This is a genomic window from Tepidibacillus fermentans, from assembly GCF_004342885.1.
Classification (GTDB): domain Bacteria; phylum Bacillota; class Bacilli; order Tepidibacillales; family Tepidibacillaceae; genus Tepidibacillus; species Tepidibacillus fermentans.
The window spans coordinates 67,097-93,971 of record NZ_SMAB01000008.1 but is presented as its reverse complement, the minus strand read 5'-3'; the positions used below and the strand labels follow the sequence as shown (position 1 = coordinate 93,971).

General features: G+C 36.2%; 26 protein-coding genes, 1 rRNA gene and 1 riboswitch. Of the genes, 9 read left to right on the top strand and 18 right to left on the bottom strand.

Features of this window, described 5'->3' with window-relative positions:
* The 12 genes from EDD72_RS06985 to EDD72_RS06935 all read right to left on the bottom strand — a co-directional run.
* A 16S ribosomal RNA gene (locus EDD72_RS06985) occupies positions 1-81 on the bottom strand; the annotation flags it as partial.
* Positions 82-541: 460 nt separating this feature from the next.
* Positions 542-979 carry a Fur family transcriptional regulator gene (locus EDD72_RS06980; RefSeq protein ID WP_132768693.1) on the bottom strand — a complete coding sequence of 146 codons (438 nt, stop codon included), beginning with the start codon at positions 977-979 and terminating at the stop codon, positions 542-544.
* 96 nt (positions 980-1,075) lie between these two features.
* A complete protein-coding gene (nth, locus tag EDD72_RS06975; protein ID WP_132768691.1) occupies positions 1,076-1,753 on the bottom strand; it encodes an endonuclease III in 678 nt (225 codons plus the stop codon).
* Positions 1,754-1,996: 243 nt separating this feature from the next.
* Complete coding sequence (locus tag EDD72_RS12520; RefSeq protein ID WP_165894996.1) at positions 1,997-2,149, bottom strand: hypothetical protein; 153 nt, start codon at positions 2,147-2,149, stop codon at positions 1,997-1,999.
* A gap of 93 nt (positions 2,150-2,242) precedes the next feature.
* Positions 2,243-2,806, bottom strand: a complete 564-nt coding sequence (locus EDD72_RS06970) for a cob(I)yrinic acid a,c-diamide adenosyltransferase (protein WP_132768689.1) — start codon at positions 2,804-2,806, stop codon at positions 2,243-2,245.
* 21 nt (positions 2,807-2,827) lie between these two features.
* Positions 2,828-3,781: a D-2-hydroxyacid dehydrogenase gene (locus EDD72_RS06965; RefSeq protein WP_132768687.1), complete on the bottom strand. Its 954-nt coding sequence runs from the start codon at positions 3,779-3,781 to the stop codon at positions 2,828-2,830.
* 211 nt (positions 3,782-3,992) lie between these two features.
* Positions 3,993-4,481: a thioredoxin-dependent thiol peroxidase gene (gene bcp / locus EDD72_RS06960; RefSeq protein ID WP_132768685.1), complete on the bottom strand. Its 489-nt coding sequence runs from the start codon at positions 4,479-4,481 to the stop codon at positions 3,993-3,995.
* Between the two features lie 163 nt (positions 4,482-4,644).
* Positions 4,645-5,214 (bottom strand): ECF transporter S component, encoded by a 570-nt coding sequence (locus tag EDD72_RS06955; protein WP_132768683.1) that lies wholly within the window; start codon positions 5,212-5,214, stop codon positions 4,645-4,647.
* Positions 5,215-5,365: 151 nt separating this feature from the next.
* Positions 5,366-5,501, bottom strand: a riboswitch (FMN riboswitch).
* Positions 5,502-5,564: 63 nt separating this feature from the next.
* On the bottom strand, positions 5,565-5,930 hold the full coding sequence (locus tag EDD72_RS06950) for a DUF4363 family protein (protein WP_132768681.1): 366 nt from the start codon (positions 5,928-5,930) through the stop codon (positions 5,565-5,567).
* An 18-nt stretch (positions 5,931-5,948) separates the two neighbouring features.
* Positions 5,949-6,674 (bottom strand): DUF421 domain-containing protein, encoded by a 726-nt coding sequence (locus EDD72_RS06945; RefSeq protein WP_132768679.1) that lies wholly within the window; start codon positions 6,672-6,674, stop codon positions 5,949-5,951.
* Between the two features lie 12 nt (positions 6,675-6,686).
* Positions 6,687-7,496 (bottom strand): DUF421 domain-containing protein, encoded by an 810-nt coding sequence (locus EDD72_RS06940; RefSeq protein ID WP_132768677.1) that lies wholly within the window; start codon positions 7,494-7,496, stop codon positions 6,687-6,689.
* Positions 7,497-7,609: 113 nt separating this feature from the next.
* Positions 7,610-8,995, bottom strand: a complete 1,386-nt coding sequence (locus tag EDD72_RS06935) for a class II fumarate hydratase (protein WP_132768675.1) — start codon at positions 8,993-8,995, stop codon at positions 7,610-7,612.
* A gap of 306 nt (positions 8,996-9,301) precedes the next feature.
* Here EDD72_RS06935 and EDD72_RS06930 point away from each other — a divergent pair, with 306 nt between their 5' ends.
* The 5 genes from EDD72_RS06930 (at position 9,302) to EDD72_RS06910 (ending at position 17,608) form a co-directional block, all read left to right on the top strand.
* Positions 9,302-10,588, top strand: coding sequence for a glutamate-1-semialdehyde 2,1-aminomutase (locus EDD72_RS06930; RefSeq protein WP_132768706.1), 1,287 nt, complete (start codon positions 9,302-9,304; stop codon positions 10,586-10,588).
* 261 nt (positions 10,589-10,849) lie between these two features.
* On the top strand, positions 10,850-15,349 hold the full coding sequence (locus tag EDD72_RS06925) for a glutamate synthase-related protein (RefSeq protein WP_132768704.1): 4,500 nt from the start codon (positions 10,850-10,852) through the stop codon (positions 15,347-15,349).
* Between the two features lie 137 nt (positions 15,350-15,486).
* Positions 15,487-16,524 carry an FUSC family protein gene (locus tag EDD72_RS06920; RefSeq protein ID WP_132768673.1) on the top strand — a complete coding sequence of 346 codons (1,038 nt, stop codon included), beginning with the start codon at positions 15,487-15,489 and terminating at the stop codon, positions 16,522-16,524.
* A gap of 92 nt (positions 16,525-16,616) precedes the next feature.
* Positions 16,617-17,309: an AzlC family ABC transporter permease gene (locus EDD72_RS06915; RefSeq protein WP_132768671.1), complete on the top strand. Its 693-nt coding sequence runs from the start codon at positions 16,617-16,619 to the stop codon at positions 17,307-17,309.
* Positions 17,306-17,608 carry an AzlD domain-containing protein gene (locus EDD72_RS06910; protein ID WP_132768669.1) on the top strand — a complete coding sequence of 101 codons (303 nt, stop codon included), beginning with the start codon at positions 17,306-17,308 and terminating at the stop codon, positions 17,606-17,608. Before EDD72_RS06915 ends, EDD72_RS06910 begins: the two co-directional genes overlap by 4 nt.
* Here EDD72_RS06910 and EDD72_RS06905 read toward each other — a convergent pair.
* Together EDD72_RS06905 and mutY are read right to left on the bottom strand one after the other, a co-directional pair.
* Entirely contained in the window at positions 17,603-19,075 is a 1,473-nt protein-coding gene (locus tag EDD72_RS06905) for an esterase/lipase family protein (RefSeq protein ID WP_132768667.1), read from the bottom strand. The genes EDD72_RS06910 and EDD72_RS06905 overlap by 6 nt on opposite strands.
* A gap of 89 nt (positions 19,076-19,164) precedes the next feature.
* Positions 19,165-20,229: an A/G-specific adenine glycosylase gene (gene mutY / locus EDD72_RS06900; protein ID WP_243643794.1), complete on the bottom strand. Its 1,065-nt coding sequence runs from the start codon at positions 20,227-20,229 to the stop codon at positions 19,165-19,167.
* A 97-nt stretch (positions 20,230-20,326) separates the two neighbouring features.
* On the opposite strand from mutY, the gene EDD72_RS06895 reads away from it, so the two are divergent.
* Both EDD72_RS06895 and EDD72_RS06890 read left to right on the top strand, forming a co-directional pair.
* Complete coding sequence (locus tag EDD72_RS06895) at positions 20,327-21,319, top strand: metal-dependent hydrolase (RefSeq protein ID WP_165894995.1); 993 nt, start codon at positions 20,327-20,329, stop codon at positions 21,317-21,319.
* 170 nt (positions 21,320-21,489) lie between these two features.
* On the top strand, positions 21,490-21,993 hold the full coding sequence (locus EDD72_RS06890) for a hypothetical protein (RefSeq protein ID WP_132768663.1): 504 nt from the start codon (positions 21,490-21,492) through the stop codon (positions 21,991-21,993).
* 67 nt (positions 21,994-22,060) lie between these two features.
* On the opposite strand, the gene EDD72_RS06885 is transcribed toward EDD72_RS06890, so the two are convergent.
* Positions 22,061-22,663, bottom strand: coding sequence for a superoxide dismutase (locus EDD72_RS06885; RefSeq protein WP_132768661.1), 603 nt, complete (start codon positions 22,661-22,663; stop codon positions 22,061-22,063).
* Between the two features lie 364 nt (positions 22,664-23,027).
* Here EDD72_RS06885 and EDD72_RS06880 point away from each other — a divergent pair, with 364 nt between their 5' ends.
* Entirely contained in the window at positions 23,028-23,207 is a 180-nt protein-coding gene (locus EDD72_RS06880; protein ID WP_132768659.1) for a hypothetical protein, read from the top strand.
* Positions 23,208-23,248: 41 nt separating this feature from the next.
* Here EDD72_RS06880 and EDD72_RS06875 read toward each other — a convergent pair whose 3' ends face one another.
* Both EDD72_RS06875 and sleB read right to left on the bottom strand, forming a co-directional pair.
* On the bottom strand, positions 23,249-24,106 hold the full coding sequence (locus tag EDD72_RS06875; protein ID WP_132768657.1) for a sugar diacid recognition domain-containing protein: 858 nt from the start codon (positions 24,104-24,106) through the stop codon (positions 23,249-23,251).
* 173 nt (positions 24,107-24,279) lie between these two features.
* Positions 24,280-24,936 (bottom strand): spore cortex-lytic enzyme, encoded by a 657-nt coding sequence (gene sleB, locus EDD72_RS06870; protein WP_132768655.1) that lies wholly within the window; start codon positions 24,934-24,936, stop codon positions 24,280-24,282.
* Between the two features lie 186 nt (positions 24,937-25,122).
* On the opposite strand from sleB, the gene EDD72_RS06865 reads away from it, so the two are divergent.
* Positions 25,123-25,977, top strand: coding sequence for a YitT family protein (locus EDD72_RS06865; RefSeq protein WP_132768653.1), 855 nt, complete (start codon positions 25,123-25,125; stop codon positions 25,975-25,977).
* 173 nt (positions 25,978-26,150) lie between these two features.
* Here the strand turns inward: EDD72_RS06865 and EDD72_RS06860 are convergent, their stop codons facing one another.
* The gene (locus EDD72_RS06860) at positions 26,151-26,522 is read right to left on the bottom strand and encodes a hypothetical protein (protein WP_132768651.1); all 372 of its coding nucleotides are present in this window, start codon (positions 26,520-26,522) and stop codon (positions 26,151-26,153) included.
* Between the last annotated feature and the right edge of the window lie 353 nt (positions 26,523-26,875).

The window sequence follows — 26,875 nt, the reverse complement described above, 5'->3', positions numbered from 1 at the left end:
ATCTGACACCTGTCATTCGACTTGCATGTATTAGGCACGCCGCCAGCGTTCGTCCTGAGCCAGGATCAAACTCTCCATTAAAGATTGTTTGATATCGCTCATTTAATAATTCCTTCTGAATTGAAGGGTTTACGCTAAGCTGACACTGTTCAGTTTTCAAAGAACAACTTTTTCGATAACTGCTTTTCGCAGCGACAAATAGTATCATATCATATTTCGTTGTTGATTGTCAACAACTTTTTTGTTTCTTTTTTCGTCAGTTCGTCCGATCAATTCGTAACGAGACAACGAAAAAAATAGTAACATAAATACTTTGTTCATGTCAATCAAAAAATTTATCATTTTTTATGAATCGCATTTTCAATATCCACTTTTACACTATTGACACATTAAAAATAATATATATAATACTAATTGTGCATTTCTTTTTACTCTTCCTGAATATTGATCATAAAATAAATTTTCCTCTCTTACGATTGTGAGAGAGGAATTTTTTTATATTTTATAATTTTTTTAAGTAAAATCTTTAATATACCGATTCTCACTCAACGCTAACGGATTGACAGTCTTGGCAAATTCCATAGATTTCAACACAGTGAGACTCGATTTTAAATCCTGTTTCTTTTTCAGCAACTTTTTCAATATCTGTGATACAAGGATAGGAAAAGTCTTCAATATGACCACAATTCTTACAAATAATATGATAATGTTTGGACATATTCGCTTCAAAGCGACTAGAATCATCACCAAATGACAATTCCTGAATTAAATTGGCTTCTTTAAATACCCTTAGATTATTATATACAGTTGCTACACTCATATTAGGAAATTTTCCTTCTAATTTTTTGTAAATCTCATCCGCTGTTGGATGTGAATTTGTTTGATAAAGATAGGTTAAAATTGCATGCCTTTGCGGAGTCATTCTTATCCCATTATTTTTTAATAAATCGAACGCTTCTTTTAATTTTTCTTTGTTCATAGGTCTCCTCCCTTTCTTTTCATAATTAAAACGTTGTATGGATTATATGTCACGAGGAATCGGAGTGCGTTAGACCATATAATCCTAGTTTTTCCCCTAGTTTTTCTTAAGTTGTACTATTTTATTTTCTTTTGCATATTGACAATACGGTTGTAGTGAACAAATTTCACATTTTGGATTTCTAGCCGTACATACTCTTCTTCCATGCCAAATCAACCAATGATGAGCATTTGACCAGAGATTTCTAGGAATTCTTTTCATTAATTGTAATTCCGTTTCTAATACTTGATCGCTTTTTGCTAAACCGATACGATTAGAAACACGGAAGACATGTGTATCTACAGCAATCGCTGGGATTCCAAAAGCATTACTTAGTACGACATTTGCAGTCTTTCTACCTACTCCAGGAAGGGATTCTAACTTTTCTCGGCTTTTAGGAACCTCACCATTATATTTTTCAACAAGAATTCGGCATGTTTCCAAAATATTCTTGCTTTTCGTTTTATAAAGACCTATTTGCTTAATTTCTTCTTCTAGTTCTTGTTGAGATAATGCTAAAAAATCTTCAGGTGCTTTATATTTTTGAAAGAGGAATGGAGTGATTTGGTTCACTTTTTTATCTGTAGCTTGAGCCGATAACATCGTAGCGATTAACAATTCAAAAGGATTTCGATACAATAACTCACATTTTGCTTCAGGATATAAGGAAGAGAGTATTTTTAGTATTTGTTTTGTGGGTACTCGATTTGGCAGTTTCACCTTTTTATCCTTCATACTTTCACCTTTTCTACTTTGTAGTATATCATGCGAAATAAGAATTTTTGTTACATAAAAACGTCTAAATTTTGACAACTTTAATTTAGTAATCATGATGTAAAAATAATAACTTGTATTTTTTTTATATTATAACGATAATTATAGACAATAATAAATTAGAAAATATGTGAAACAATCATAAAAATAAAAGAGTACAGGATCGCCTGTACTCTTTTATGTGTGATATATATAGCTATGTGATTATGGTTGACGGTTTTCTCCACGCTCTTCTTGAGTACCAGTACTTTGAGTAAAAGATTGTGCTGGTGCTTCTTGATTCGCATTTTGGGTTACACCCTGTTGTAAAGCATTTTGTTGAGCAGTATTTTGCATTTGTTTATTCTTTTTTGGCATTTTCTTTCCCCCCTTTCCTTCACAAGCCTTAGTATTACCTTGATAAAAATGGTCATACGTAAAAGTGAATGGAAAATAAGGGAAGGATTTTACTTAATGATTCGACGGTAGTATAAATGGGGTTTCGATATAACCCAACTTTAGATTCACCCATCTCGCAGCCACAAACAAAAAATCAGAACAACGATTTAGATAGGTAATCGCTCTACCTGATGACAATCGATCCTTAATGTAGATGGTTTGCCGTTCAGCACGACGGATAATGGTTCTTGCCAAATGAAGAATGGCTCCTGCTTCAGAACCACCAGGTAAAATAAACTGTTGAAGTGGTTGAAGATCCTTTTCTAATTCATCGATAAATTGCTCGAGTCTAACTACTTGGTCGTCTGTGATTGGCCAATACACATTTTTTCCTTTTGGAGTTGATAATTCTGATCCAACATGAAATAGATCTTGCTGTACCTGATTTAACATGTGAATGATCTTTTCTAAGGATTTTTGCTCTATTTGATCGATCTTTGCAATTGCCAATCCAATCATCGAATTGGCTTCGTCTACCGTGCCATAGGCTTCGACATGGGGATTGTTCTTCTCCACTCTTTCTCCACCAGTTAAAGACGTATATCCTTGATCTCCAGTTTTCGTATAGATTTTCACTGAAATAACCCCACTTTAAATTTAATATCCTTTTTGCAAATCAACTAAATTTTTCATTTGTGAAAAATCCTGATTTAGATAAAACAGAAAATTGTTTTTGAATATTTCTAGTGCTCGTTCCATATATTTCGGCGATCTTCCCGAGACATGGGGAGTAATAATAACATTATCTAACCCCCAAAATGGATGATTGCTTGGTAACGGTTCTTCAGAAAAAACATCTAAAACAGCCCCAGCAATTTCTCGATTTCGTAATGTTTCTAATAATCCCTGCTCGTCAATGACATCTCCTCGGGAGATATTAATTAAGTAAGCTGACCTTTTCATCGCCAATAATTCTTCTCGTCCTATCATGCGATAAGTTTGATCTGTTAAAGGGACAATAACAACGACGTAATCACTCTTAGAAAGTACCTCTTTTAATGAAGATGAAGGGTATACTTTGTCTATACCTGGGATAGGTCGACCATCTGTATTTGTACCAATCACTGTCATACCAAAAATTTTTGCTTTTTCTGCAATCGCTAGGCCAATTGCTCCCAACCCAATAATTCCAATTGTACTTCCATAAACCTCAGAAACACGAATCGTACGATCCCAAAGACCCTCTTTTTGCTTTTCAAAGAATTGATTCGTTTTTCTCACTAATTGTAAAATAACAGCCATTGTATACTCTGACATTGGAACTCGATGAATACCTTTTGAATTGGTAACGATTACCTTCCTTTCTTGTAATGATTGAAAAGGCATCTTATCTAATCCAGCGCTCACTACATGTATCCATTTTAGCTGATTCATATTTTGAACGATTTCATCATTTAGATCTTCTCCATAGGTTACGAAAATTTCCGCACTTGCAATCTCATTTTTTGCTTCATCTATATTTGCATAAAAATAAAAATCGCTATTTGGAAACTGTTCTTTCAATGTGATTTGATGTTTTTCGCTAATTTTAGCCGAGAAAACGATTTTCACGATATTCACCTCTTCTTTATTCTAGAGTTTATTTTTTTATTTCTTTAAACATTCAAAAAATTCCTTTTCCTTTTCGTGAAAACAATCGTTTTGGACTCACGAACAACCAAAGCACTGGAATAGACAAAGCTGTTGTAGCTTGTATTTGATTTGCGCCAAAATGTTTTAAGCAAAAACCACTGCCTTAAGACAGTGGTTTTTGCTTTTTCTTTTAACCCTTTATCTGGTTTTTAATAAATTCTAAAGCTTCTTCAACGTGACCTTTAACTTTTACTTTTCGATAAATATTAACAAGATTACCTTCAGGATCAATAATAAATGTAGAGCGTTCAATTCCCATATATTCTTTTCCATACATTTTCTTCAATTTCCAAACACCATAGGCTTCGGCCACTTTGTGATTTTCATCAGATAGCAATAAAAAGGGAAGTTGATATTTTTCAATAAACTTGGCGTGAGACTTTAGTGGGTCAGGACTTACACCAAGAATCACTGCATTTAAACCTTTAAATTCTTCATGATAATCGCGAAAGGAGCAAGCTTCTGTTGTACACCCAGGGGTATTATCTTTGGGATAAAAATAAAGAACGACATATTTCCCCCTGAAATCATGCAAACTTACTTGTTCACCATTACTTGCTGGAAGGGTGAAATCCGGTGCTTTTTGTCCAATTGTAAAGATTTCGTCTGTTTTAGCCATAAAAACTCTCTCCTTTTTTCTATATCATTATCAGTGTTATCATTGTATCAAGCTTGTTAACCTAAAGCAAATTTCAACTCCTAGAAGAAAAAACGGGGCTGACCCAAAAGTAAAGGATCAGCCATCACATTCTTATGAGTCAGTCCCCGGATTATTTATAATTTCACTGTAATCGCAATCTTGGTTCTACTGATTTTAGGGATACATAGATCGGCATCATCGCGATTGTAATCAAGGCCCCTTTAAAAAGGTTAAAAGGAACGATCGCCGAGGTGATCAATGGTAGTTTTTGCACTCCACTTATTCCGTATAGTGGCAAGAGCACAAAATAGTTTGCTAAAGACATCATCACCGTCATTAAAAGACTTCCAAGTAAAAGACCTAAGAATAGTCCTGTATTCGTACGAAATTTATTAAAGATCCATGTCATTCCTAAGATAAACAATGTTCCTGCGAGAAAGTTCGCCAATTCACCAACTAATGGTACCGCACCTCCGCCTTTCATAATGAAGTGCAAGACATTTTTTAAGAATTCAACCATCACTCCTGCCGCAGAGCCAAAAAAGATAGCTGTAATAAGCGCAGGAATCTCACTAAAATCAAACTTTAGAAAATCAGCGGGGATAAAGGGCAATGGAAAGTCAAAAAACATAATCACAAATGCAAGTCCTCCCATGATTGCAGTAAATACAAGCTGGTTTAATGGTCTCTTTTTTTGATTCGATTTGTTCATACTATTTCTCCTCTCATTAAATATTTTTTAATGAGATGCCTTATATATTGGTGTATAAAAAAACCCTTGGATTCTCTCCAAGGGCAGAGTAATTACTTAAAACAGAATAGAGAATAACATACTCTATCCTATAATGGCATACACCAATCTAGACATCCTTCTCCCATCCAGACTTTACTGTCGGCTCTGGAATTCCACCAAATCCTGCTGATATATAGCTCGCGGGCTTACTATTTAGGAAATAGATCACCGCCGGTCGGGAATTGCACCCTGCCCTGAAGGAATATACTTTGTATCGTATATTCATTTTTCAAATTTCATTATAATATAGTCGAATAAAAATTAAAGTATTATTTTCCAAGCTCCTGCCAAACGAATTTTAACTCTTCTGTAGTTAGAATAATCATTTTATCATCCTTTGCCTTGATTGCACCTTTTAATGTTGCCAATTTATTATCTATTTCAGTAATAAAATCTCGTTCTACACTAAATTGGATCCGATTTTTAACTTTTTCCCATGCTTTTATGCCTTGTTCTAAATGTTCATTAGCAAGTTGCCAATCCTTTTGCTTCACAGAGGCTTCGATAAAATTCACTTGCCCAATTACATTATCATCTTTGGTCAATGGCCTTTTTAAGAAGGTACCACTAACCATAATTGCGATAAATAAAAGAATAATCGCTGTTGATCCCAATATAATAACTTTCTTTCTCAATGATTATTCCCCCCTTCTTTAATATGGCCCATGAAAATCACCAATATCAATTTCCTTTAGATTATCCTTGAAGCGGTCAACATATAATTGTCCATTCGGTAAAATCACAGCGAAATTAACCTCTTTTAAATCTTTGATCCCTTGTGCTTGTAGTTGTTGCAACAACCATTCTTCAGTTTTATTCGCATTTTTTAAATTTTGATCGATAATAACTCCATCCATAATCACTTCAATCATTAAACCATTTTGTTTTGGTACGATTTGTAGATCGGATGATGTAATAGGTTCATATTCTGCCTTTTTTAAGACAGATAAATTTCCATTAGGTTCTAATAAAGCGAATTCTACCTGAGTAATGTCAAAAATATCTTTATCACGCAGTTGTGACATCAGTTCATCATAACGATATCGTAATTTTTCAAGGTTCTTTTCGAGAATCTTCCCATGTTGAATCAAAATTGTGGGTTGATCCCCCATTACTTTTGCTATCCAGCGTTGTTTTAAAGATATCTTTTGTAACCCCCAAACAAGAATGACCCAAGTTGCTAATGCTAACCATTGAGGAAAAGGTTTAATGGACAAATCGATACTCAGTGATGAAGCTGCGGATCCAATCGTAATCCCAGCGACATATTCAAACGCTGTAAGTTGACCAACTTGTTGTTTTCCTAATAATCTTGTGAAAATCAGTAATGTCATAAAGGCAATAATTGATCGAACAACCGACACGATAGTTTCATCCATAAAAAATCACCTCTACGGTTTTGGTTTTATATAATCATCGACAATTCCTAAATCTTTTTCTTCTGGCGATTTACGCTGTGCATGCATATCTTCATAGATTTTTGACCAGATGGTTTGTTGTTGTTGAGCGATATTCCCTTGATTGGTATCGTCATTTTGATCGATGATGAGATTGTTTCTTTCATCTAATACTGCCAAAGAAATGGTTTTTATCATTTGTTGATCATAGCCTTGAAGACTTAATCGATTGAGTAATTCTTTCGGTGACATCTTGATCTTGGCAAGATTATCATAGAGAATAACCCCGTCCATAATTAGAGGTACAGGAAGTCCTTCATAACTAGGAACATATGATATATCACTAGGGGTTAAAGGCCTTTTGCTTGAATTTGGAATAACACTTAGTTTACCCGTTTCTTCCAATATGGCAAATTCTACATCTTGAACATGGCTATAACCTTTTACTCGTAATTCTGCTAACATTTCGGATAATGTGATTTTCGCTTGACTCAATGCTTTTTCATCGATATTTCCATGGCGAACAAGGACAATCGGTTTTGCTTTAATCCCTTTACTTAGTCGATTTGATGTTTGTAAATAAGAATATAGAAAAAATGAGAAAACGATCACAAGTGTAGGAATAATAATTTCTGCAAAATGATCGGTCTTAATCGGTTCAGAAAGAATGTTGGTTAACATGAGAACGAGGAAAATATGAAAAGGAGACATTTCGCTAAAATTCCTCTTTGCTACCACTCGTAAGATAATAAAACCAATCGAAATCATGGTAAAGCTTATTCCAATGATTTTGAGCCATTCCATGAAAAAGGTTCCTCCTTCTATTCTTATCACTTTTAGATTTTGTTTTTTTACAAAAAAAATACCCTTTAGGATCAAACTTCCTAAAAGGGTAAGATGAATAAAAAAGAATGAAATTAAACCATCTTTTTCACGTCTAAATAGTAATCAATCTGTTCCTCTGACAGTATACCTTCCTCACGAACGACTTCTCTGATCGTTTTCCCTTTCGCATAAGCTTTTTTAGCAATTTCTGCTGCTTTGTCATAACCAATCGCTGGATTTAATGCTGTTGCTAATGCTAAGCTTTGTTCCATTAACTCATTACATCTTTTCTCATTGGCCATGATTCCTTTGACCGATCTTTCATTAAAGACCTTAATTCCATTACTTAATATTTGCAGTGAATGTAAAAGATTATAAGCGATCACAGGCATCATCACATTTAGCTCCAATTGTGAGGCTTGACCAGCTGAAGTAATGGTTGCATCATTACCAATCACTTGGCTACCAATCATATTCATCATCTCTGCCATGACAGGGTTTACTTTTCCTGGCATAATCGATGAACCTGGTTGGACAGGTGGCAAAGTAATTTCTGCTAGCCCTGTGCGCGGCCCCGAACTTAACAAACGCAAATCACTAGCAATTTTAATCAGATGAATCGCTAAGTTTTTCAGCGCCCCGCTTAATTTAATCGCACCTTGAGTATTTTGCATAAACATAAACCGGTTACTAGGATTTCGAAATGGGAATCCTGTAATCTCAGCTACCTTTTCAATCGCTAATTCGGAATATTTTGGATGAGCATTGATTCCCGTACCTACTGCATTTCCACCAAACCCAATCTGATATAGTAAGTCTAAGCTCTCTAGGATCGTCTTTTTCGCTTCAACCAAGGTTTCTTTATATCCATAAAACTCTTGGCCTAATCTCATGGGCACCGCATCTTGTAGATGAGTTCGTCCTGATTTAATAATATGATAAAAATCTCTACCTTTTTGTTCTAACGTCTCAATTAATCCATCTAACTCTGGAATGAGATCATGATACACCGCTTCTACCGCTGCAATATTAATCGCCACATGAATGGTATCATTGGTTGACTGAGCCATATTGACATGATCATTTGGATGGACAATCGATGTATCTCCTTTTTCACCGCCCATAAGCTCGATTGCTCGATTTGCGATGACTTCATTGGCATTCATGTTCTGTGATGTACCAGCCCCTGCTTGATAAACATCAACCACAAATTGGTGATCCCATTTTCCTTCAATCACTTCTTCAGCCGCTTTCATGATAGCTTCGGCTAGTCGCTGATCTAAATCACCTACCGTAGAATTTGCATAAGCTGCAGAATACTTAATAATTCCTTGAGCGCGAATAAATCGACGTGGTAAACGTAGCCCACTAATTGGAAAATTTTCGATCGCCCTTTGTGTTTGTGCGCCGTAATAAGCATCCTTTGGAACTTTTACTTCCCCTAATGAATCCCTCGAAATTCGAAATTCGCCTTGCATCATAAACCCTCCTCACCTTATTCTTTAGCATCTATATTCTTTTTTCTTTCATTATGAATAACTTCCACTATTTTATACAAAAAGAGTTGTTTTTCTTTCATATTAACAAAAGAATAGTTAGAAAGTTAGAATTGGAGTGTTTTTTCTGACACTTTTACTTTTATGATAAAAATACAAGACATTTCTTCTTAGTAAGGGAGCTATTGCTTTAAAATCTTAACTTTCTTTATACGTTCAAACAGATTTCCTTATGTTAAAATGAAAGAAGTACATACAATCTCTATTTTAGGAAAGATGGTGAAAGAATTGAATCGAGAACAATCAGAACGATATTATCAAGAAGCCTTAGATGTGATTGTAGGGGGAGTAAATAGTCCCTCTCGCTCCTATAAAGCTGTAGGTGGAGGAACCCCTACTTTTTTTGCAAAAGCAAAAGGACCATATATGTGGGATGTTGATGGAAACCGTTATATTGATTATCTAGCAGCTTACGGCCCACTTATCTTAGGACATGGACATCCAAAACTGGTTGAAGCAATTTCCCAAGCAGCGATGGAAGGAACATTATATGGCACCTCTACACCTTGGGAAGTACAATTTGCCACGATGATTCGTGAAGCCATTCCATCGATGGAAAAAATCCGTTTTGTGAATTCCGGTACTGAAGCTGTAATGACAACGATTCGTGTTGCAAGGGCATTCACAGGGAGAACAAAAATCATTAAGTTTGAGGGTTGTTATCATGGACATTCCGATCTTGTCTTAGTTGCAGCCGGTTCAGGTCCTGCTACTTTGGGAATTCCTGATAGTGCTGGTATCCCCCAAAGTATTGCTAATGAAGTAATCACCGTTCCTTTTAATAATATTGAAGCATATGAAGATGCATTAAAAAAATGGGGTCATGAAATCGCAGCTGTATTGGTGGAACCGATCGTTGGTAACTTTGGCATCGTCAAGCCGAAACCAGGATTTTTGGAGAAAGTGAATGAACTCACTCATCAATATGGAGCATTAGTGATTTATGATGAAGTCATTACCGCTTTTCGCTTTCATTATGGTGGTGCTCAAAATCTTTTAGATGTGATTCCTGATATGACCGCATTAGGTAAAATTATTGGTGGTGGTTTGCCGATTGGTGCCTATGGTGGACGAAAAGAAATAATGGAACAAGTGGCACCGCTTGGTCCTGCGTATCAAGCGGGAACGATGGCAGGAAATCCTGCTTCAATTCGCGCAGGAATTGCTACATTAGAAGTTTTATCGGAAAGACATTGGTATGCGCAAATGGATCATCTAGGCGCTCAATTAGAAGAGGGAATTCTTCATTCAGCAAAAAAATATGGCCATAATATTGTAATCAATCGTCTTGGTGGAGGATTTACCGTTTATTTTACCAATCATACCGTAGAAAATTATCAAGATGCTAAAACAACAGATACTGAGAAGTTCGCAAGATTTTTTAAAGGATTACTTGACGAAGGAATATTAATCGCTCCTTCCAAATATGAAGCTTGGTTCTTAACCATTGCACATACGCAAAAAGATATTGACGATACTTTGCAAGCGGTTGATCGAGTCATGTCCAAACTATAAACTACACCGTTTTGCATAATTTTTGTATAAGCAAGGTGGAGAATTTACCACCTTGTTTTTTATTTTACTGTTATGACAGCGTTTACTATTTTTTATAAAGCGCTTTCATTGAATAAAAACGCTTTCAAATGCATAAAAAACCGAAAAATGTATTGTATTCTTGCTAAATCCGTGATATGCTTTATTTAATTTTCAGAATAATTATTTTTCCTACCATTATCTATGTAACTAATTCAAATTTTGTAGGAGGTGTTTATGATGATGAAACAAGAGCATAACCAAAAGAATTTTTCAAACCTCCTTTATGAGGAACATGACAGTTGTGGTATTATTGCAGTTATTGAAAAAAATGGAAATCCAACCAATCTGAATCTAATGAAAACGATTGATGCTTTGGTAAAAATGGAACACCGTTCCGGATTTATCAATGGTGAAGGAGATGGTTCTGGAGTTCTCACAGATATTCCAAGGAAATTATGGGCTGCGAAACTACAAAAACATAACATATCCCCTCAATTCGCCTATGATCCAAATTTTGTTGTTGCACATATTTTTATAGATCGTGAGATCAATTCAATTGTTCAAGAACAAGCAGAAATTCGCAAAAAATTTGCGAACCATCAATTCGATATCTTGTTAGAAGAAGAAGGTAAGGTTCATTCCCAATATCTAGGGCCTAATGGTAAAAGAAATGAACCTTTGTTTTGGCAAATTGCTGCGATTTACCGGTCTAATTCGGAAATCAGACCTATATTGTTTCAATTGATGACAGAAATTGAACAAGAGAAACTGGTGCATGTCGCATCACTCAGTCAATATTCTGCTGTCTACAAGGTAATGGGTGCGGCTAATGTTTTAAAAGAATATTTTCATGATTTAGGAGATCCATTGTTTGAATCACGAATGACAATTGGCCATAATCGTTATTCTACCAATACATTATCTCATTTCTTTCGTGTCCAACCTTTCTCTTTATTAGGGCATAACGGAGAAATCAATACTATTCAACGTCTCCGCGATGAAGCAACGATGTTAAATATCCCATTGGTATATGGAGGTAGTGATTCACAAGATCTAAATCGAATTATAGAAGGCTTAATGACCAAATATAATTTTTCTCTGTTTGAAGTGATGGAAATCATCTTCCCACCGATCTATAACGAAATTCGTCGTGTCAATGAACAACTTCAAGACCTATATACCTTTATGAGACATTTATGGGGGCCATTTGCTCAAGGCCCAGCTGGTATTGTTTCTCGCTTCGAAAATCAAGGATTGTTTAGTGTTGACGCTCTAGGATTGCGGCCTTTGTGGAAAGTAGAAACCGAGGATACATTGTACTTTTCCTCTGAACAAGGCATTATCCCCGCCCAAGAGATGATCAATGACCCTAAACCTCTTGCTCCAGGGGAGAAAATTGGGGTTATTCTGACGAACGATTCACCGATACAGGTAATTCCCCATCATGAATTACAACAAATGAATCTGAATAACCTAGCAAAACGCTTTCCAATCCATGATTATCGCAATAAATTAGAACCTCCTCATTTTATAGATCATGTATTTGCTCTTCCGCAATTCGCTGAGATATCCAATGGTATTTACCTTCACTTTGGTTGGGAAAAAGAACATATTGATCTAGCAAAACAAATGGCTAAGACAGGAAAAGAACCAATACGTTCTCTTGGCTACGATGGAAGTTTGGCCATCTTATCGAAAGAACGGGTTAATCTATCGGATTTCTTAAAAGAGACAGTTGCTGTGGTAACGAATCCCGCAATTGATCGTGAAAGAGAGATTGAACATTTTTCAACGAGAATGATCATAGGTGGCCGAGAAGACTTTACCCCTCATCAAGTAGGAGATATCTCTTTTGAAATACGAACACCGATTTTACTTGAAGGGGAAATCGCACAAGATATTGTCGAAGAATTGGGAACGACTTCGTTAGAAAAAATCATCAACTATTTTTCCAATCTATCACCAAACTATATCGCTACTTTATCCTTAAGTTTTAATAAGAATCAAACGATAAAAGAGCGTTTAGATGAATTAAATCGAGAAGCAGTTGAAGCTGTAAAAAATGGGGCAAAAATCCTTTTTCTTGATGATGAACTTTTGTATTCCAGTAAAAACTATTTGTGGCTTGACCCCCATTTAGCAGTTTCTTCTGTAGATATTGCCTTACGGGAAAAATTAGAGTACGGAGAGAGTCTCCGTAGAAAAGTGAGCATTATTTTACGTTCCGCATCCATTCGTCATCTCCACGATCTAGTAACAGCGATTGGTTTAGGAGCAGATGCCGTTTCTCCTTATCTTTTATTTGCTACTGTCGCAAAAGAAGGGAATCAACAAGCAATTAAAAACATGTATGACAGTTTAAATAAAGGAATTGAGAAAGTCATCTCTACTTTAGGAATTCACGAATTAAGGGGTTATGAGCGTTTATTTTCCGCGATTGGACTTCATGATGAAATTGCAAAAGTCTTAAATATAACGAATTTTTATGGGAATGATCAAACGGGCTATTCCTTCTCCCAGCTTGAGGAAAGTGCAAAACAACGACAGATTGACCTCTATGCTGATGCACCAAGAATCACAAATCATTTCCATTTAATCCCAAGAATCTGGAAATCGATTCAACAAGTTGCAAATGGAACAATTGCTTACGAGGAATATTCACAAAAACTGACGGAATTAGAAGAAGATCATCCTATTTCCCTACGCCATCTTTTAGATTTTCGAACGATTGAAAAGGCAACCCCTATCGATAAAGTGAATATAGGAATTGGCCAGCATTCCTATCCTTTTGTCATTAGTTCGATGTCTTTTGGTTCCCAAAGTGAAACTGCATTTCGCGCTTATGCTGAAGCCGCATACCAATTGAATATGATGAGTTTAAATGGTGAAGGTGGAGAAATAAAGGATATGTTAGGAAAATATCCTAACCACCGTGGAATGCAGATTGCTTCAGGAAGGTTTGGGGTAAATATTGAATTAATCAACTCTTCCCATTGGATTGAAATCAAAATTGGCCAAGGGGCTAAACCTGGCGAAGGTGGACACTTACCTGGTAGTAAAGTAACGGAAAAAGTAGCTGCAGCAAGAAATGCTACTCCAGGTAGCGACTTAATCTCGCCTTCTAACAATCATGATATCTACTCTATTGAAGATCTCGCGCAAATTATCTCCGAATTAAAGACGGCCAATCGATTTGCTAAGATTATTGTGAAAGTACCTGTTGTGCCAAATATCGGTACGATTGCAGTAGGAATCGCTAAAGCAGGTGCAAACGTGATTTCTCTGAGTGGTTATGATGGTGGAACTGGAGCTGCAAGAGCCCATGCCATCCAACATGTTGGCTTACCAGTTGAAATTGGGGTAAAGGCTGCACACACATCTTTAATCGATGCTGGATTGCGAGAAACCGTTGAGATATGGGCGGATGGTGGAGTTAGAAGTGGAAAAGATGTCGTCAAACTAATTCTCCTAGGAGCAAATCGAGTTGGGTTTGGAACATTGGCGATGATGGCAATTGGGTGTACGGCTTGTCGCGGTTGTCATTTAGATACCTGTCATGTAGGTATTGCGACACAAATTGAGTCGATCACTGAAGCAATTACAAGAGGGGTCAAACGTTTTACTCCTAGACAGTATGAACTAGCTATTGAACAGTTGGTTCGCTTATTCCAAGCAATCGGACATGAGGTTAAGGTACTGACAAGTCAACTCGGTGCTACTCATTTGCAAGACTTGGTTGGACGTTCAGATTTACTCATCCAACATCGTCTTAAAGATCGGATCGATCTAACACCATTAATCCAATCCATACCAATCAAAGAACGACTTGTGCAAATGAATCAGCAAGAAACTCAACTTTCAGTTGCTGCTGGTGCCGAGCAGATGGATCCAGAAGTAGTCACTGCCTATCACAATTTTGAATTGAGTTCGAGGTGGATCAATAGTACTCATCGAATGATCGGGAGTCGGATCTCAGGTGATCGGGTACGTCCTCATCTTGATGGCAGCTATCGGGCTTTTCCCCCTGTGAAATTATCATTTAAGCATGGTTCTGTAGCTGGAAATGGTCTTGCTTCTTATCTAGCTGCTGGTGTAAACATCCGAATACATGGTGGCGGACAAGATGGAATGGCGAAAACGGCTTATGGTGGTAAAGTAACCATCCTCAAAACAAAAAATAAAAATGGAGTTTATATTAATGGCTCTGTTGGGAAAAGTTGTTGTTATGGTGCTCAGAAAGGACTCTTTATTATCCAGGGAAATGCAGATTCACGAGCAGGAATCAGACTTTCTGGTGCTGATGTAATTATCGGCGGAGAAATTACTTCACCCATTCAAGACCATCTCGGAGCAATCGGAGAACGAGCCAATATTAAAGGATTTGCTTTTGAATACATGACCAACGGTCGTGCTGTGGTCCTTGGTGATCCTGGTCCATGGATTTGCTCTGGAATGACTGGTGGGGTTGTCTACCAACGCCTTGTACCAGAGTTTGGATTGGATCAACAAGCGATAGAACGAAGGATTGCAAAAGGTGCATCAGTCATGATTCTTCCTCTGGATGAAAAAGGAAGAAATGATTTAACTGAATTGTTGAGTGAATACGTGATTCAATTATCAAAATCGGGTCAAAACGAAGCTGCAGCCAAAGTGAGTCACCTCCTAGAAAACCTTGATCAACATTTTGTTCGAATCATCCCGAAAAAAGAGGCGATTCTATCCGTTGATACCACAGAATAATGAAAAAGAGGCATTCGCCTCTTTTTCATTTTGCGATAAGCTTGTAAAGATAAAACAATCTATTGATTTCAACGATTGAATTGATATAATAATTTAACGAATTGATAATAAAACAACTTGACAGAAAGGTTTTATGAATGAAAATAGGCGCTAGAATTTTAAAAACGGGAATCACGCTGGTTTTTGCAATTTTACTTACTCGGTTATTTCATTTACAACCGGAGATTTTCGCTGCGATCGCAGCTACTCTTGCGATTCAACCATCTGTTTACCGTTCTTGGCGATATGGGGTTGAACAAGTACAATCCAATCTAGTTGGCGCTACGGTAGCTACACTTACTGCAACATTTCTAAGTTCAAATCTCATTATCACCGCTTTTGTTGTCATGATTGTCATTGGAATCAACCTTCAATTACGTTTTGAACGAAGTATTCCATTATCGATTGTAACTGTGTTATCGATTATGGAAGGAAGCCAACAAGAACACTTTTTTTATTTTGCCGTCGACCGTTTCTTACTCATTTTAATTGGAATCTTTGCAGCTATTCTCGTTAATAGTTTATTGTTCCCGCCACGATATGAACAAAAATTAACGAAAAAATTAAAGAATATTGAAGAACAAATGGCATCTATATTAAGAATTGTGCTCGATAAAGAAAAAAATGAACAAACCATTAAGCAAACATTAGATTCAATCCAAGATGAACTACAAAAATTATGGGAGTTTTATCATTTTGAAGAGGAAGCCAAAAGTTATCTAAAAAGAAGATTCCCTTTCTCTTCCTCCCGAAAATTGGTCATTTTTAAGAATATGTTGAAGACAGCGCAAAATGGTATCGAATTGATTTATATGGTACAAAAATATCAAAATATCCTATATTCCCTTGAAGATCATGTTCAACAACTTTTTAAAGAACAACTGCTCTATTTGGCTTATTATCAGGATAAAATTTATTCGAAATACGGTGGAAAAATTAACCCATCTTCTCATCATACACTTGATCCTGTTTTACACGATAATCTTTGGACACTATTTCAAGAGATACGTCAGTTAACTACAAATGAGCATAGCATTCTTGAACTCGTCACATTGTTCGGATCGATTCAGGATTATGGTAGACGCCTTGATCATTTAGAACGGTTAATTGATAGTTATTATACCCATCATATCTAAACAACTTTACGTTACAAACGTTCGTCAAATAGAGATAAGAAGTCTGATAGAAAAGAAAATGTTTGAGAGATACAGAAAGGGGGGGCCTATTTATGGGTGAATTTCCAAAAGGAATGAAGGACGGTTTGCCCATTGCAATTGGCTATTTGCCTATTGCCTTAACCTTTGGAATTCTTTCTGTGCAAACAGGGTTAACACCACTTCAGGCAACGGGAATGTCCATTTGGGTTTTTGCTGGAGCAAGCCAATTTATTGCCATTAATCTTCTTCAATCCCATGTACTCATAACGGAAATTATTCTTACCACATTTATTTTAAATCTTCGTCATCTTTTGATGAGTACTTCTCTTTCAAGAAAATTACAAACTGGCCCTTTTTTAAGTTCATTACTCTCTTTTGGAATTACCGATGAAACTTTTGTTGTAGCGAGTGTCAACCAAGAAAACACTTCGATTTCTCCATCCTATTTTTTGGGACTTGCACTAACTGCTTATAGCGGTTGGGTTTTTGGCACTTTTATTGGCAGTTCTTTTTCAGAACTGATTCCTAAGGATTGGGCAACAGGAATGAGCATCGCATTATATTCCATGTTTATTGGTTTACTCGTACCTTCTATGAAGAAGTCTAGGAAAATCTCGTTTATTGCGATTCTAGGGGGACTATTAAGTTGGGGATTAACTCTCGTATTTCCACAACTTTCAAATGGATGGGTAATTATATTGTCAACAATTATTGCTGCAACAATTGGTTCAATTTTACCTGTTGAAGAGGTGAAATCTTCATGAAAATATGGGTCTTAATCTTTGGGATGTTCCTCGTTACGTTCATTCCCCGAATGTTTCCCATGTTGTTTAAACGATTAAAGTTTCCCCATTGGTTCAATCATTGGTTAACATTTGTCCCTTATGCAATTTTAGGAGCGTTAATTTTCCCTGGAATTATGACCGTAGACCCTCAACATGTTTTTTTCGGTCTAGTTGCTGGTCTGGTGGCCTTTCTAATCGCTTGGTTTTATCAAAATTTGATCGTCATCGTTCTTGGAAGTTTTCTAACAATGATGATTTTACAGTGGATGTATTCATAGATGGAATGATGTTACATAATCTCTCTCTACAATTGCGCCTAATTTAGATTCCCCTATCACCTGAAAATGAAAATGATTAATTGGTTCATATTTGGGAACTTTTAATTCTGCCAAAACCTCTCTTTGAGAGGTTTTTTTTAATTGATGGATAGGAATTGGTTCAATTCTTTTATGTTTTTGAGAATCTGTAATTACATGGATGGAAATCTGATCCCGTTTCCAATCATCAGGTATTTGTATGCTGAATTGTAGAGTAGCAAGACCTTGACAAATATCTTCCTTTTTGATCCGGATTGCTTCCTCCTTTAAAGACGTAAAGGAAGAAATGAGAAAATAGGCATTCCTTCCATGATCATGAATTTGTATTTTCCATTTTCCTTGCTTTGGGTTTGGGACTTGAAAGTAATATAGATGAGTATTTGGAAAAAATGGAACATCAGTAACAAACCCCTTATATTCTAGTTCTTCTTTTTTTCCATCAGGTGAATGGGCTTCGATCCTCAGATTCTTTGAAGAGCTTAACAGTTGAATCCAGAATTCCCTTTCCGCTGGAGGAACCAGTAGTTCAACCTCCTTTTGTTGAAAACTTGTATATCCACCATGCAGTAAACAAGGCTGAACAATTTTTGCTCTTGTTTGGCTATGCCTAGTCATACGACGGATTGAATAATCTCCTTCGATTAATTCTTCGAGCAACGGAAATGTTGCCGTTCCTAAACGAATATTATCATGGTTCCAATACCCTAGAATCGACTTCGAATATGGTAACATCGCATCCTTAGCGACGACTACTCCATCATTCTCCCCATACTGTTTTAAGTATTTTCCACCCATTGATAAGATCGAATTCAATTGTTCTGCTTGATCTACACCAACAAGTGTAAAATGAGGAATAGAATGCGTGCGGATCTGCGAATCCATGTCAGAACGAAGTTTCTCCATGTAGCCTGTCTGCATTTGAAATGTGCCTTTATCAAGAAAACCAGTCATTCGAGCCAAAGCTTTCGCCTTAGGACTAAAAGCCAAATCTGCTAACGGCGAACCATAATGGGGAGTACCTAACGTGATTAGCGATTGAACATATGGATAGACTTTATAATGAAATAAAGCTACCTGTGAATCAATCCCACCTTTGCTATGAGCGACAATCGCTAACTTTTTCTGGCCGAAAAGGTGATAAATTTCTTTCAGCTGTGTCGCAAGCAATTGTCCATTCTCCCAGATTCCATATTTTCTCGTACTTAAATCAACAAAAGCAGTGGGATGACCATATGATGAGGCTAATTCATACATATCGTTTTTCCCGTAATAATTGGTTCTTGTAAACCATTTTTTTGCATGGCTATGTAAACCATGGACAAAAACAATGGGGGTTTTTTGAGTTTGACGATCATAAATCCCGAGGTAATAATTTCCTCTTGTTCCAAAGGGATTTTTCCTCATCAATCTAGGAACCTGTATTTTCATTTTCCCACCCCTTTCACATCAATTCATTTTCTATATTCTATGGTATTTTCGGGGTTAGCGTTAATTTTTTTATCTCCTAGCACGATCAACTACTCGATCCACAGAAGATCAATGACTTGTTTGTATGCTTTGGGGAACGAAAGCTTTTCAATCTCCGATTGGTTCATCCAATTCCAATTCTTTGACTGTTTTGATATATTTGCTAAAGGTTGTGAATCATCCACCCTATAGATCACCAATTTCCATTTCAGATGGCTAAAGATATGATCGATCGTCATCCATGGTTGATTCAAGGTCAACTCGATTCCGAACTCTTCTTTTATTTTCTCTTGCCATTCTTGATTCGACAAAGGATTTTCACTTTCTAAAGAAGGCAATTCCCACATATTGGCTAATAGCCCATCGCTTGGTCGTTTTACGAAAGCTACCTTACCCTCTTTTTGCATGATAAGTCCTACCCGATAAACGATTTTTTGGCCTTTCTTTTTTGCTTTGACCGGTAATTGATCCTGGTTCCCTTCTTTCCTCCCTTCGCAAAAATCCATCACAGGGCATAACAAGCACAAAGGAGATTTAGGTGTACAAACAGTAGCACCTAATTCCATCAATGCTTGGTTAAAATCAGAAGCGGCATGGTCAGGAATCAACTCTTTTACTTTCTCTTCGATTATTTTCTTCGTTTTCATCTTTGATATATCTTCAAAAGAATTTAATAATCTTGAGAAAACCCTTAACACATTTCCGTCAACTGCTGGTTCCTTTTTTCCATAGGCAATACTTAGAATCGCTCCCGCCGTGTACGAACCAATACCAGGGATTTTTAGAATCTCTTCTTTATCATCAGGTACTTTCCCACCATACTTTTCCCGTACCTCTTTGACTCCTTGATGAAGATTTCTTGCCCGTGAATAATATCCTAATCCTTCCCAAGCCTTTAGAACCTCTTCTTCTTTCGCTTGTGCCAAATCTTCTACCGTAGGAAATTGTTCAATAAATTTTTCGTAATAGGGAATCGCCGTTTCTACTCTCGTTTGCTGCAACATGATTTCAGATACCCATATATGGTAAGGGTCTTGATCTTTTCTCCATGGAAGATCTCGTTTTTGTTGCCTAAACCATCTAAGTAATTGTTCTTGAAAACGTTCAATATCCATGAATACCATCACCTTTTCTATCGTTTAGATAAATGGTTGAGAGAGTTACTTCTCGTCTATAATAATGGATAGAATGAATATTAAGGAGGTAGAGTTGGTGGATACTGGAACTCATTTTGTCATTGGCGTAAGTTTAGCAGGTCTCGCCCATTTCGATCCAGTGGTTCAATTTCAGCTCTTATTCGCACAAGCAGTCTTAATGGGTACAATTGCCGGATCACAGGCTCCTGATTTGGATGGTATCACTCGCTTTTTTGGTGGAACCGCGAATTATATCAAACATCATCGGGGAATTTCCCATTCTTTGCCCTTTTTATTGATTTGGCCAAGTCTCATCACATTTGTGATCCAATTTTTTTATCCAAATATACCGATTCCCCATTTATGGTTGTGGACGTTTTTGGCCGTTTTTCTCCACGTTTTACTCGATATATTGAATGCGTATGGCACCCAAGTATTGCGTCCTTTTTCCGAAAAATGGATTGCTCTCAATGTAATGAACATTTTTGACCCTTTTATTTTTCTAACCCATATTTTAGGTATCTTTCTATGGATCACGAATATCGGGCGACCTGTTACCGTCTTTATCCTTGTCTACCTCATTACTTTTACTTATATTGGGTGGAGATTCATCACTCATCATAACTTATTAAAAAAAATAAAACTAGAGAAGAAGTTAGAGGGAAATGTAACCCTACTTCCTACCATCCGCTGGTCTGTTTGGAATCTTATCGAAGAATTACCACAAAAATATCGTATGGGAGTTCTCCGAAATCGAAACATAGAATGGGTAGATGAAAAAATAAAAATAGAGGAGCATCCCTCTATTCGGTCTGCCAAACAAGATCCAAAAGTCCGAAACTTCCTCTATTTTACTAATTATGCCTATCCCACTTGGAAAAAAACAGACTATGGCTATGAAGTAAAATGGATCGATTTACGGTATCGTTTCCAGGATCATTACCCTTTTTTGGCGATTGTTTTATTAAATGAATCCTATCAAATTATCGATTCCTATGTAGGTTGGGTCTATAATCAAAAACAATTATCAAAAAAGATCGAGTCCCTACTAAGTTTACATAATACATAAACAGTTTGCAACGATTCACCGATATAAAGCGTTAATTTATTAATATTATTGTAATATTCCTTTTTTTTGTAATATAATTAGTTTACATAATATGATTGAATTTTTACAAACTCTGCATTATGATAGAAGCGGTATTTAAATTCAATGTAATACACAAGGGGGTAATATAAATGAAAAGAAAACAAATGATTTCCATTTTCATGGTCGCATTATTGATCGTGATGGCAATTTCTTTTTCTGGTTGTAATCAAGCAAATCAAAACCAGGCTGGACAACAAGATATGGAAAAAGTAAAATCCGACGTAAAATCTGCTGTACTAGTCGCCGAGAACAAATTAACTCTTATTTTTGAACCTAATGATAATGATGTTCTCGTGGCAAAACCACGTTACAAAACACTAGATGATGTAAAAAAATTCTTAACCGGATATTATACTGAACAAATGGCACAAAAATTAGTGGATAGCTATGTAAAAATGGAAAAAGTAGGTGATACAGAAGTACCTGTATTGCAACTATCTGAGGATTATGTGAAATTAGAAAGCCAACAAGCAGATGTAAAAGTAGAAAATAATAAAGCAACTGTTTCTTTTACTGATAATGGAAAGACCGTTACATATGGTTTAATAAAACAAAATGATCAATGGATCGTGAATTCAAAAGAAGTAAAATAAATATGAAGATAGATCAAAAGGTGACTCAATTTGAGCCACCTTTTGTCTGAATTAGTTTTGACTTTTATTATTTTTTCTTTGCTTCTTCAAAACGGCGATTTACATCGTCCCAGTTAATGATATTCCATAGTGCATCTACGAATGCCGCACGTTTATTTTGATATTTGAGATAGTAAGCATGCTCCCAAACGTCCATGACAAGTACAGGAACAACACCCCAAATGGTTAAGTCTTGATGCTTTTCTGCTTGAAGAACCACTAATTGTTCAGCAGTACGATCCCATCCTAAGATTCCCCAACCGGAACCTTCTACCGCTACAGTAGCTGCAGACATTTGCTTTTTAAATGCTTCAAAACTACCAAAATCTTTTTGAATTTGCTCAGCAATTGCTCCAGTAGGTTCGCCCCCACCATTAGGAGTTAAATTCGTCCAAAAAATACTGTGTAAATAATGACCAGAACCATGGAAAGCTGCTTCTCTTTCCCAATGTTTAATTAGGGCAAAATCACCAGTTTGACGTGCTTCTTCTAATTTCTCCATCGCTTTATTTAAGCCATCCACATATCCTTTATGATGGATATCATGGTGTAAACGAACGGTTTGCTCATCATAGTGTGGTTCTAATGCATTATAATCATATGGTAGTGGTGGTAATTCAAATTTTTTCATTGATACATACCTCCTCAAAAATATGTAAGATCTTACCTTAATTTAATGTTGCCTACTCCTTTATAAAATATACAAATAGATGTGGTAAAACTTACCTTTCTTTCATTATGCACGATTTATTTTATAAAGTCAACTAAAAAGTATATAAAGTGTATTTATTGTAAAAAGTTATTTTGTATGCAAACTTTCGATGTTTTACGATCAAATCATTTCTTTCATTTACCGTGTATAGAAAATGGAGAGTTTAGAAAAAATATTATGTGAATAATAAATATTCCTAAAATTTAAAAAATAACTTGAATACCTTTTCTGTAATAAAGTAAAATTAAATTGAGAACATCTCTTCATAAAGGGGGGATTATTCATGTGGGTGGTCTACAAAGACGTTTATCAGGCAAAAAAAGGCGAAAAGTTGATTCAAAGAGACATTGTGAAGAAATTTAACAAAAAAGAACATGCTGAGGATCTTTTACATCAATTACTAAACGAAAATGTACTGGAAAATGTGGATTATTCGATTGAACAAGTGAATACCATATTGTAGAATTTGCCCATCTAGAACCCTAGATGGGTTTTCATTTGAGGCTATTCGTTTTGTGCCAATTTTTCCATCATCTTTTCTACTTTTTCTACATATTTTGCGAGTTCCTGTAATGCTATGGATTGTTCATTTGCTTTTTGTTCATTGGTTTGAACATCGAGCAAAATTTTTGTGAACACTTGGTTTACTTGTTCAAGGGTTTGCTGAATCTCTTTGACCGAATCTTCACTATTGCTTGCTAATTTACGAATTTCATTGGCCACTATCGAGAAACCTCTACCTGCTTCTCCTGCCCTAGATGCTTCGATCGCCGCATTTAAGCCAATCAATTTACTTTGTGAAGCAATCTCACGGATAATTTTTAAGGCGATGGACACGTCTTTTATCTGTTTTTCTCCTCTCGCAACTTCATTTGAGGCTTGTTTACTAAAAGCAGCGAAATCTTCCGAGCTAGCTGCTAATTCCTCAATTGTCGCTGCCATATTCTGAAGTTGCCCATACACTTCTTCTGCAGCTTTTTGTTGTTTTATCATTTGTTCATGGTTCTTTAGCCATAAAACTACAGTCCGAGCAGCGATACGAACAATCGGTTTTATAGCATGCGGGTCACCTGTCATTCCAATCACACCAATTCGTTTTCCTTCGTATTCGATCGGAAGATTTGCTCCCGCCCGAACTCCCTGTAATTGGGCAGCTTCTTCTTCTGTAACCAATGCTTCATCGATTAAGCCTAACATAATCTGTTTCGCACTTTCATGGACCGTTCCAATTCTCTCAGGGCGTGTAGATGCTGTAATGATCCCTTTTTCCCCCATAATATTGACATGCTGTCCAGTTTCTTCATAAAGAATCTGAACAATTTCATCAAAAAAGCCTTCTTTCTCAAAGGCAAAATCACTCATTGTCAGATTTCTCCTCCCTATCGTTTTTTATATACTTTAAAAATTGTAACGAAACAAAATTGAACATTCATTATATAAAGTAACAAAAAAAAGAGGGACCAATTTCCCTCTTTTTTAGTACGATGCATAAAAACGAACTGAGAAAAAGATACCAATTTCAGAAATAAAATCCATTATTTTGTAAAAATATGATCCCCTATTTTAAGAATTTGTGGCCTTGACCAAATCCAAGCAGATGTTGCTGTTTTTGGGTTAAAGTAATATAATGTACCTTGGGATGGATCCCATCCCCTTACAGCATCTAACGCTGCTAATCGGGCCGTTTCATTTGGGGTTAACCAAAATTGACCGTCGCTAACGGCTGTAAAAGCTCCTTCCTGAAAAATAACTTCTCGAAGAGTATTTGGGAATTGCTTCGAATCGAGACGATTAAGAGCAACAGCTGCAACTGCGACTTGACCTTTATATGGTTCGCCGCGAGCCTCACTGTATACTAAATGGACCAATAGATTAAACTCATTTTGTGATAAACTGTGTTTTTTTAATACCTTCCAAGTGATTGGACCGACTATTCCATCGGCCGTAATTCCATAATCGGATTGAAATTTTTTAACCGCATTGATGGTTTGATAACCATAGTAACCGTCAATCTTTACTAGATAATTCAGCTGTTTTAAACGATATTGTAAGTCCCACACATCACCATTACTACTTCCATACTTTAAAATGGATGGTGATTGGGCATTGGCTACATGGTTTATTGGAATGAATGTGAAAGCTAACGTCAAAATCAAGATAGGAATAAATATCTTTTTTAATTTATTGTTCATGACGAAATTCTCCTTTCTTACTTAAGCTTTATGGCCACTTTTTCTGGTCTTTAGGCACTAAGTAATAGGGAAGACTCGTCCATAAGTTTACATAATACATCCGATGATATCAATATAAGTTTTTTGGCATCCTTGAGAAAAGTTACATAATTTTTACAAATAAATACAGAAAGGTAGAAAACAAGCATGAATGTTAGATGGCTTAAAAGATGGGTAAAACGCTATCTTTTTATCATTATCGGTACATTTCTTGTTGCCATCGGATTGGAAACATTTCTCATTCCCAATCAAATCATTGATGGTGGCATTATCGGTATATCAATTATCTTTAGTGAACTTACTAATTACCCGCTTGGAATCTTTATTGTACTATTAAACATTCCTTTTTTGTTTGTTGGATACAATCAGATTGGAAAAACGTTTGCGATCACAACACTCGTTTCGGTAGGTTTTTTATCCTTATTTGTTTCTTATGTAGACGATTTTAACGTAGTTACAGGAGATATGTTTCTGGCTACCATTTTTGGCGGCATTATTTTAGGAGCAGGTGTAGGTCTCATTATCCGAAATGGCGGGTCCCTTGATGGAACAGAGATCATTGCTATTTTAGCCAATAAACGCTTTGGCTTTTCCGTTGGTGAGATTGTCATGTTTTTTAATGTTTTTATTATGACTGGAGCAGGTCTTGTCTTCACATGGGAAAGTGCTATGTATTCATTAGTTGCTTATTTTATTGCTTTTAAAACGATTGATATTGTGATTGCTGGTATTGATGAATCAAAGTCAGTCACGATTATTTCGGATCAACCTAATGAGATTGCAGAAAAAATTATCGCTAGACTTGGCCGAGGAGTGACTCACATTTATGGAAAAGGCGGTTATACGAAAGAAGACAAGGAATTATTATATGTCATCGTCACAAGACTAGAGGTGGCAAAATTAAAATCAATTGTAGAAGAAATAGATCCTAATGCTTTTGTTGCGATTGAACATGTCAATGATGTGATGGGTGGAAGATTCCAGAAGAAATCCATCCATTAAAGAAACTTCTATCGAAGTCATCATCGATCAATGGAACAATTAGCGCAAAATAATCGTTTTGCCGAGTTTATCATGGTGAAATACATTGATCTTTACAGATTTTAAGGTTGAATCAGCTATAATAGTTTTCTAAATGTTGCCGATGAAATCAAAAGTCTTCGTATTGATGTTGACTATTTGAGTGAAAAAGCAGGAAAGCACGATGTTGAAATCAACAAACTAAAGAAAAGATTAGAATTGTAATAGACTTTTTTGAAAGAAATAACCACCCTATATAAATAAGGTGGTCTTCTTGTTGAATTACCCTGTTGTAAATTCCTAATAAACTCGTTCCTCCCTCCCCCGCTCCAACCTGCATTCTTCCGTCCCCATTTCTTCCCATTTGAAATAAACATTTGCACACATCGCCCATTTTTCACGCATTTTTCCTCCTTTTTTCTCCATGTTTTTCCTCTCTCCGTCAACACTTTATTTTCGAATTTGGAAGATTTCGGATCATGAAAAAAGGAAAAGGCTTGAGACATCGGCATTTGTCCCTTTTCCATTCCATTTCCTCACGGCAGGACTTTATTCTTTTTCGGCAATGGTTTGTTTTTAAAAGCAGAAGTTTATTTTTGGTTTACATAGTAAAGAGGACAAGGGAAAAGGATCAAGGATTATTAATGTAACCGATGTGACCGCTAAATAAAACTGGACAGAATTCGATTGATTAAATTGAACAGTTTTTTACCAGTTAGAAACACGCACTTTAGAATGGCGTACATGATAGCCTCATTTCATGCAGCTGATTCTTATTATTGCTCGTTTTTTAGGAAGTATCTTGTACGCAGAGGCTCCATGTCAAGTGACAAGGTTTACGCTGGAATTTCCAGAAAAGTGTTCACTCTTATTTAGCGAA

What these genes read in the sequence shown, in the direction of transcription:
- nth (WP_132768691.1), bottom strand. Translation starts at nt 1,753, where the DNA reads ATGAAGGATAAAAAGGTGAAACTGCCAAATCGAGTACCCACAAAACAA.
- EDD72_RS06935 (WP_132768675.1), bottom strand. Translation starts at nt 8,995, where the DNA reads ATGCAAGGCGAATTTCGAATTTCGAGGGATTCATTAGGGGAAGTAAAA.
- EDD72_RS06885 (WP_132768661.1), bottom strand. Translation starts at nt 22,663, where the DNA reads ATGAAAAAATTTGAATTACCACCACTACCATATGATTATAATGCATTA.
- EDD72_RS06920 (WP_132768673.1), top strand. Translation starts at nt 15,487, where the DNA reads ATGAAAATAGGCGCTAGAATTTTAAAAACGGGAATCACGCTGGTTTTT.
- EDD72_RS06890 (WP_132768663.1), top strand. Translation starts at nt 21,490, where the DNA reads ATGAAAAGAAAACAAATGATTTCCATTTTCATGGTCGCATTATTGATC.
- EDD72_RS06865 (WP_132768653.1), top strand. Translation starts at nt 25,123, where the DNA reads ATGAATGTTAGATGGCTTAAAAGATGGGTAAAACGCTATCTTTTTATC.
- EDD72_RS06915 (WP_132768671.1), top strand. Translation starts at nt 16,617, where the DNA reads ATGGGTGAATTTCCAAAAGGAATGAAGGACGGTTTGCCCATTGCAATT.
- EDD72_RS06940 (WP_132768677.1), bottom strand. Translation starts at nt 7,496, where the DNA reads ATGGAATGGCTCAAAATCATTGGAATAAGCTTTACCATGATTTCGATT.
- EDD72_RS06925 (WP_132768704.1), top strand. Translation starts at nt 10,850, where the DNA reads ATGAAACAAGAGCATAACCAAAAGAATTTTTCAAACCTCCTTTATGAG.
- EDD72_RS06880 (WP_132768659.1), top strand. Translation starts at nt 23,028, where the DNA reads ATGTGGGTGGTCTACAAAGACGTTTATCAGGCAAAAAAAGGCGAAAAG.
- EDD72_RS06945 (WP_132768679.1), bottom strand. Translation starts at nt 6,674, where the DNA reads ATGGATGAAACTATCGTGTCGGTTGTTCGATCAATTATTGCCTTTATG.
- EDD72_RS06955 (WP_132768683.1), bottom strand. Translation starts at nt 5,214, where the DNA reads ATGAACAAATCGAATCAAAAAAAGAGACCATTAAACCAGCTTGTATTT.
- mutY (WP_243643794.1), bottom strand. Translation starts at nt 20,229, where the DNA reads ATGGATATTGAACGTTTTCAAGAACAATTACTTAGATGGTTTAGGCAA.
- EDD72_RS06860 (WP_132768651.1), bottom strand. Translation starts at nt 26,522, where the DNA reads ATGGAAAAGGGACAAATGCCGATGTCTCAAGCCTTTTCCTTTTTTCAT.
- EDD72_RS06980 (WP_132768693.1), bottom strand. Translation starts at nt 979, where the DNA reads ATGAACAAAGAAAAATTAAAAGAAGCGTTCGATTTATTAAAAAATAAT.
- EDD72_RS06875 (WP_132768657.1), bottom strand. Translation starts at nt 24,106, where the DNA reads ATGAGTGATTTTGCCTTTGAGAAAGAAGGCTTTTTTGATGAAATTGTT.
- sleB (WP_132768655.1), bottom strand. Translation starts at nt 24,936, where the DNA reads ATGAACAATAAATTAAAAAAGATATTTATTCCTATCTTGATTTTGACG.
- bcp (WP_132768685.1), bottom strand. Translation starts at nt 4,481, where the DNA reads ATGGCTAAAACAGACGAAATCTTTACAATTGGACAAAAAGCACCGGAT.
- EDD72_RS12520 (WP_165894996.1), bottom strand. Translation starts at nt 2,149, where the DNA reads ATGCCAAAAAAGAATAAACAAATGCAAAATACTGCTCAACAAAATGCT.
- EDD72_RS06905 (WP_132768667.1), bottom strand. Translation starts at nt 19,075, where the DNA reads ATGAAAATACAGGTTCCTAGATTGATGAGGAAAAATCCCTTTGGAACA.
- EDD72_RS06910 (WP_132768669.1), top strand. Translation starts at nt 17,306, where the DNA reads ATGAAAATATGGGTCTTAATCTTTGGGATGTTCCTCGTTACGTTCATT.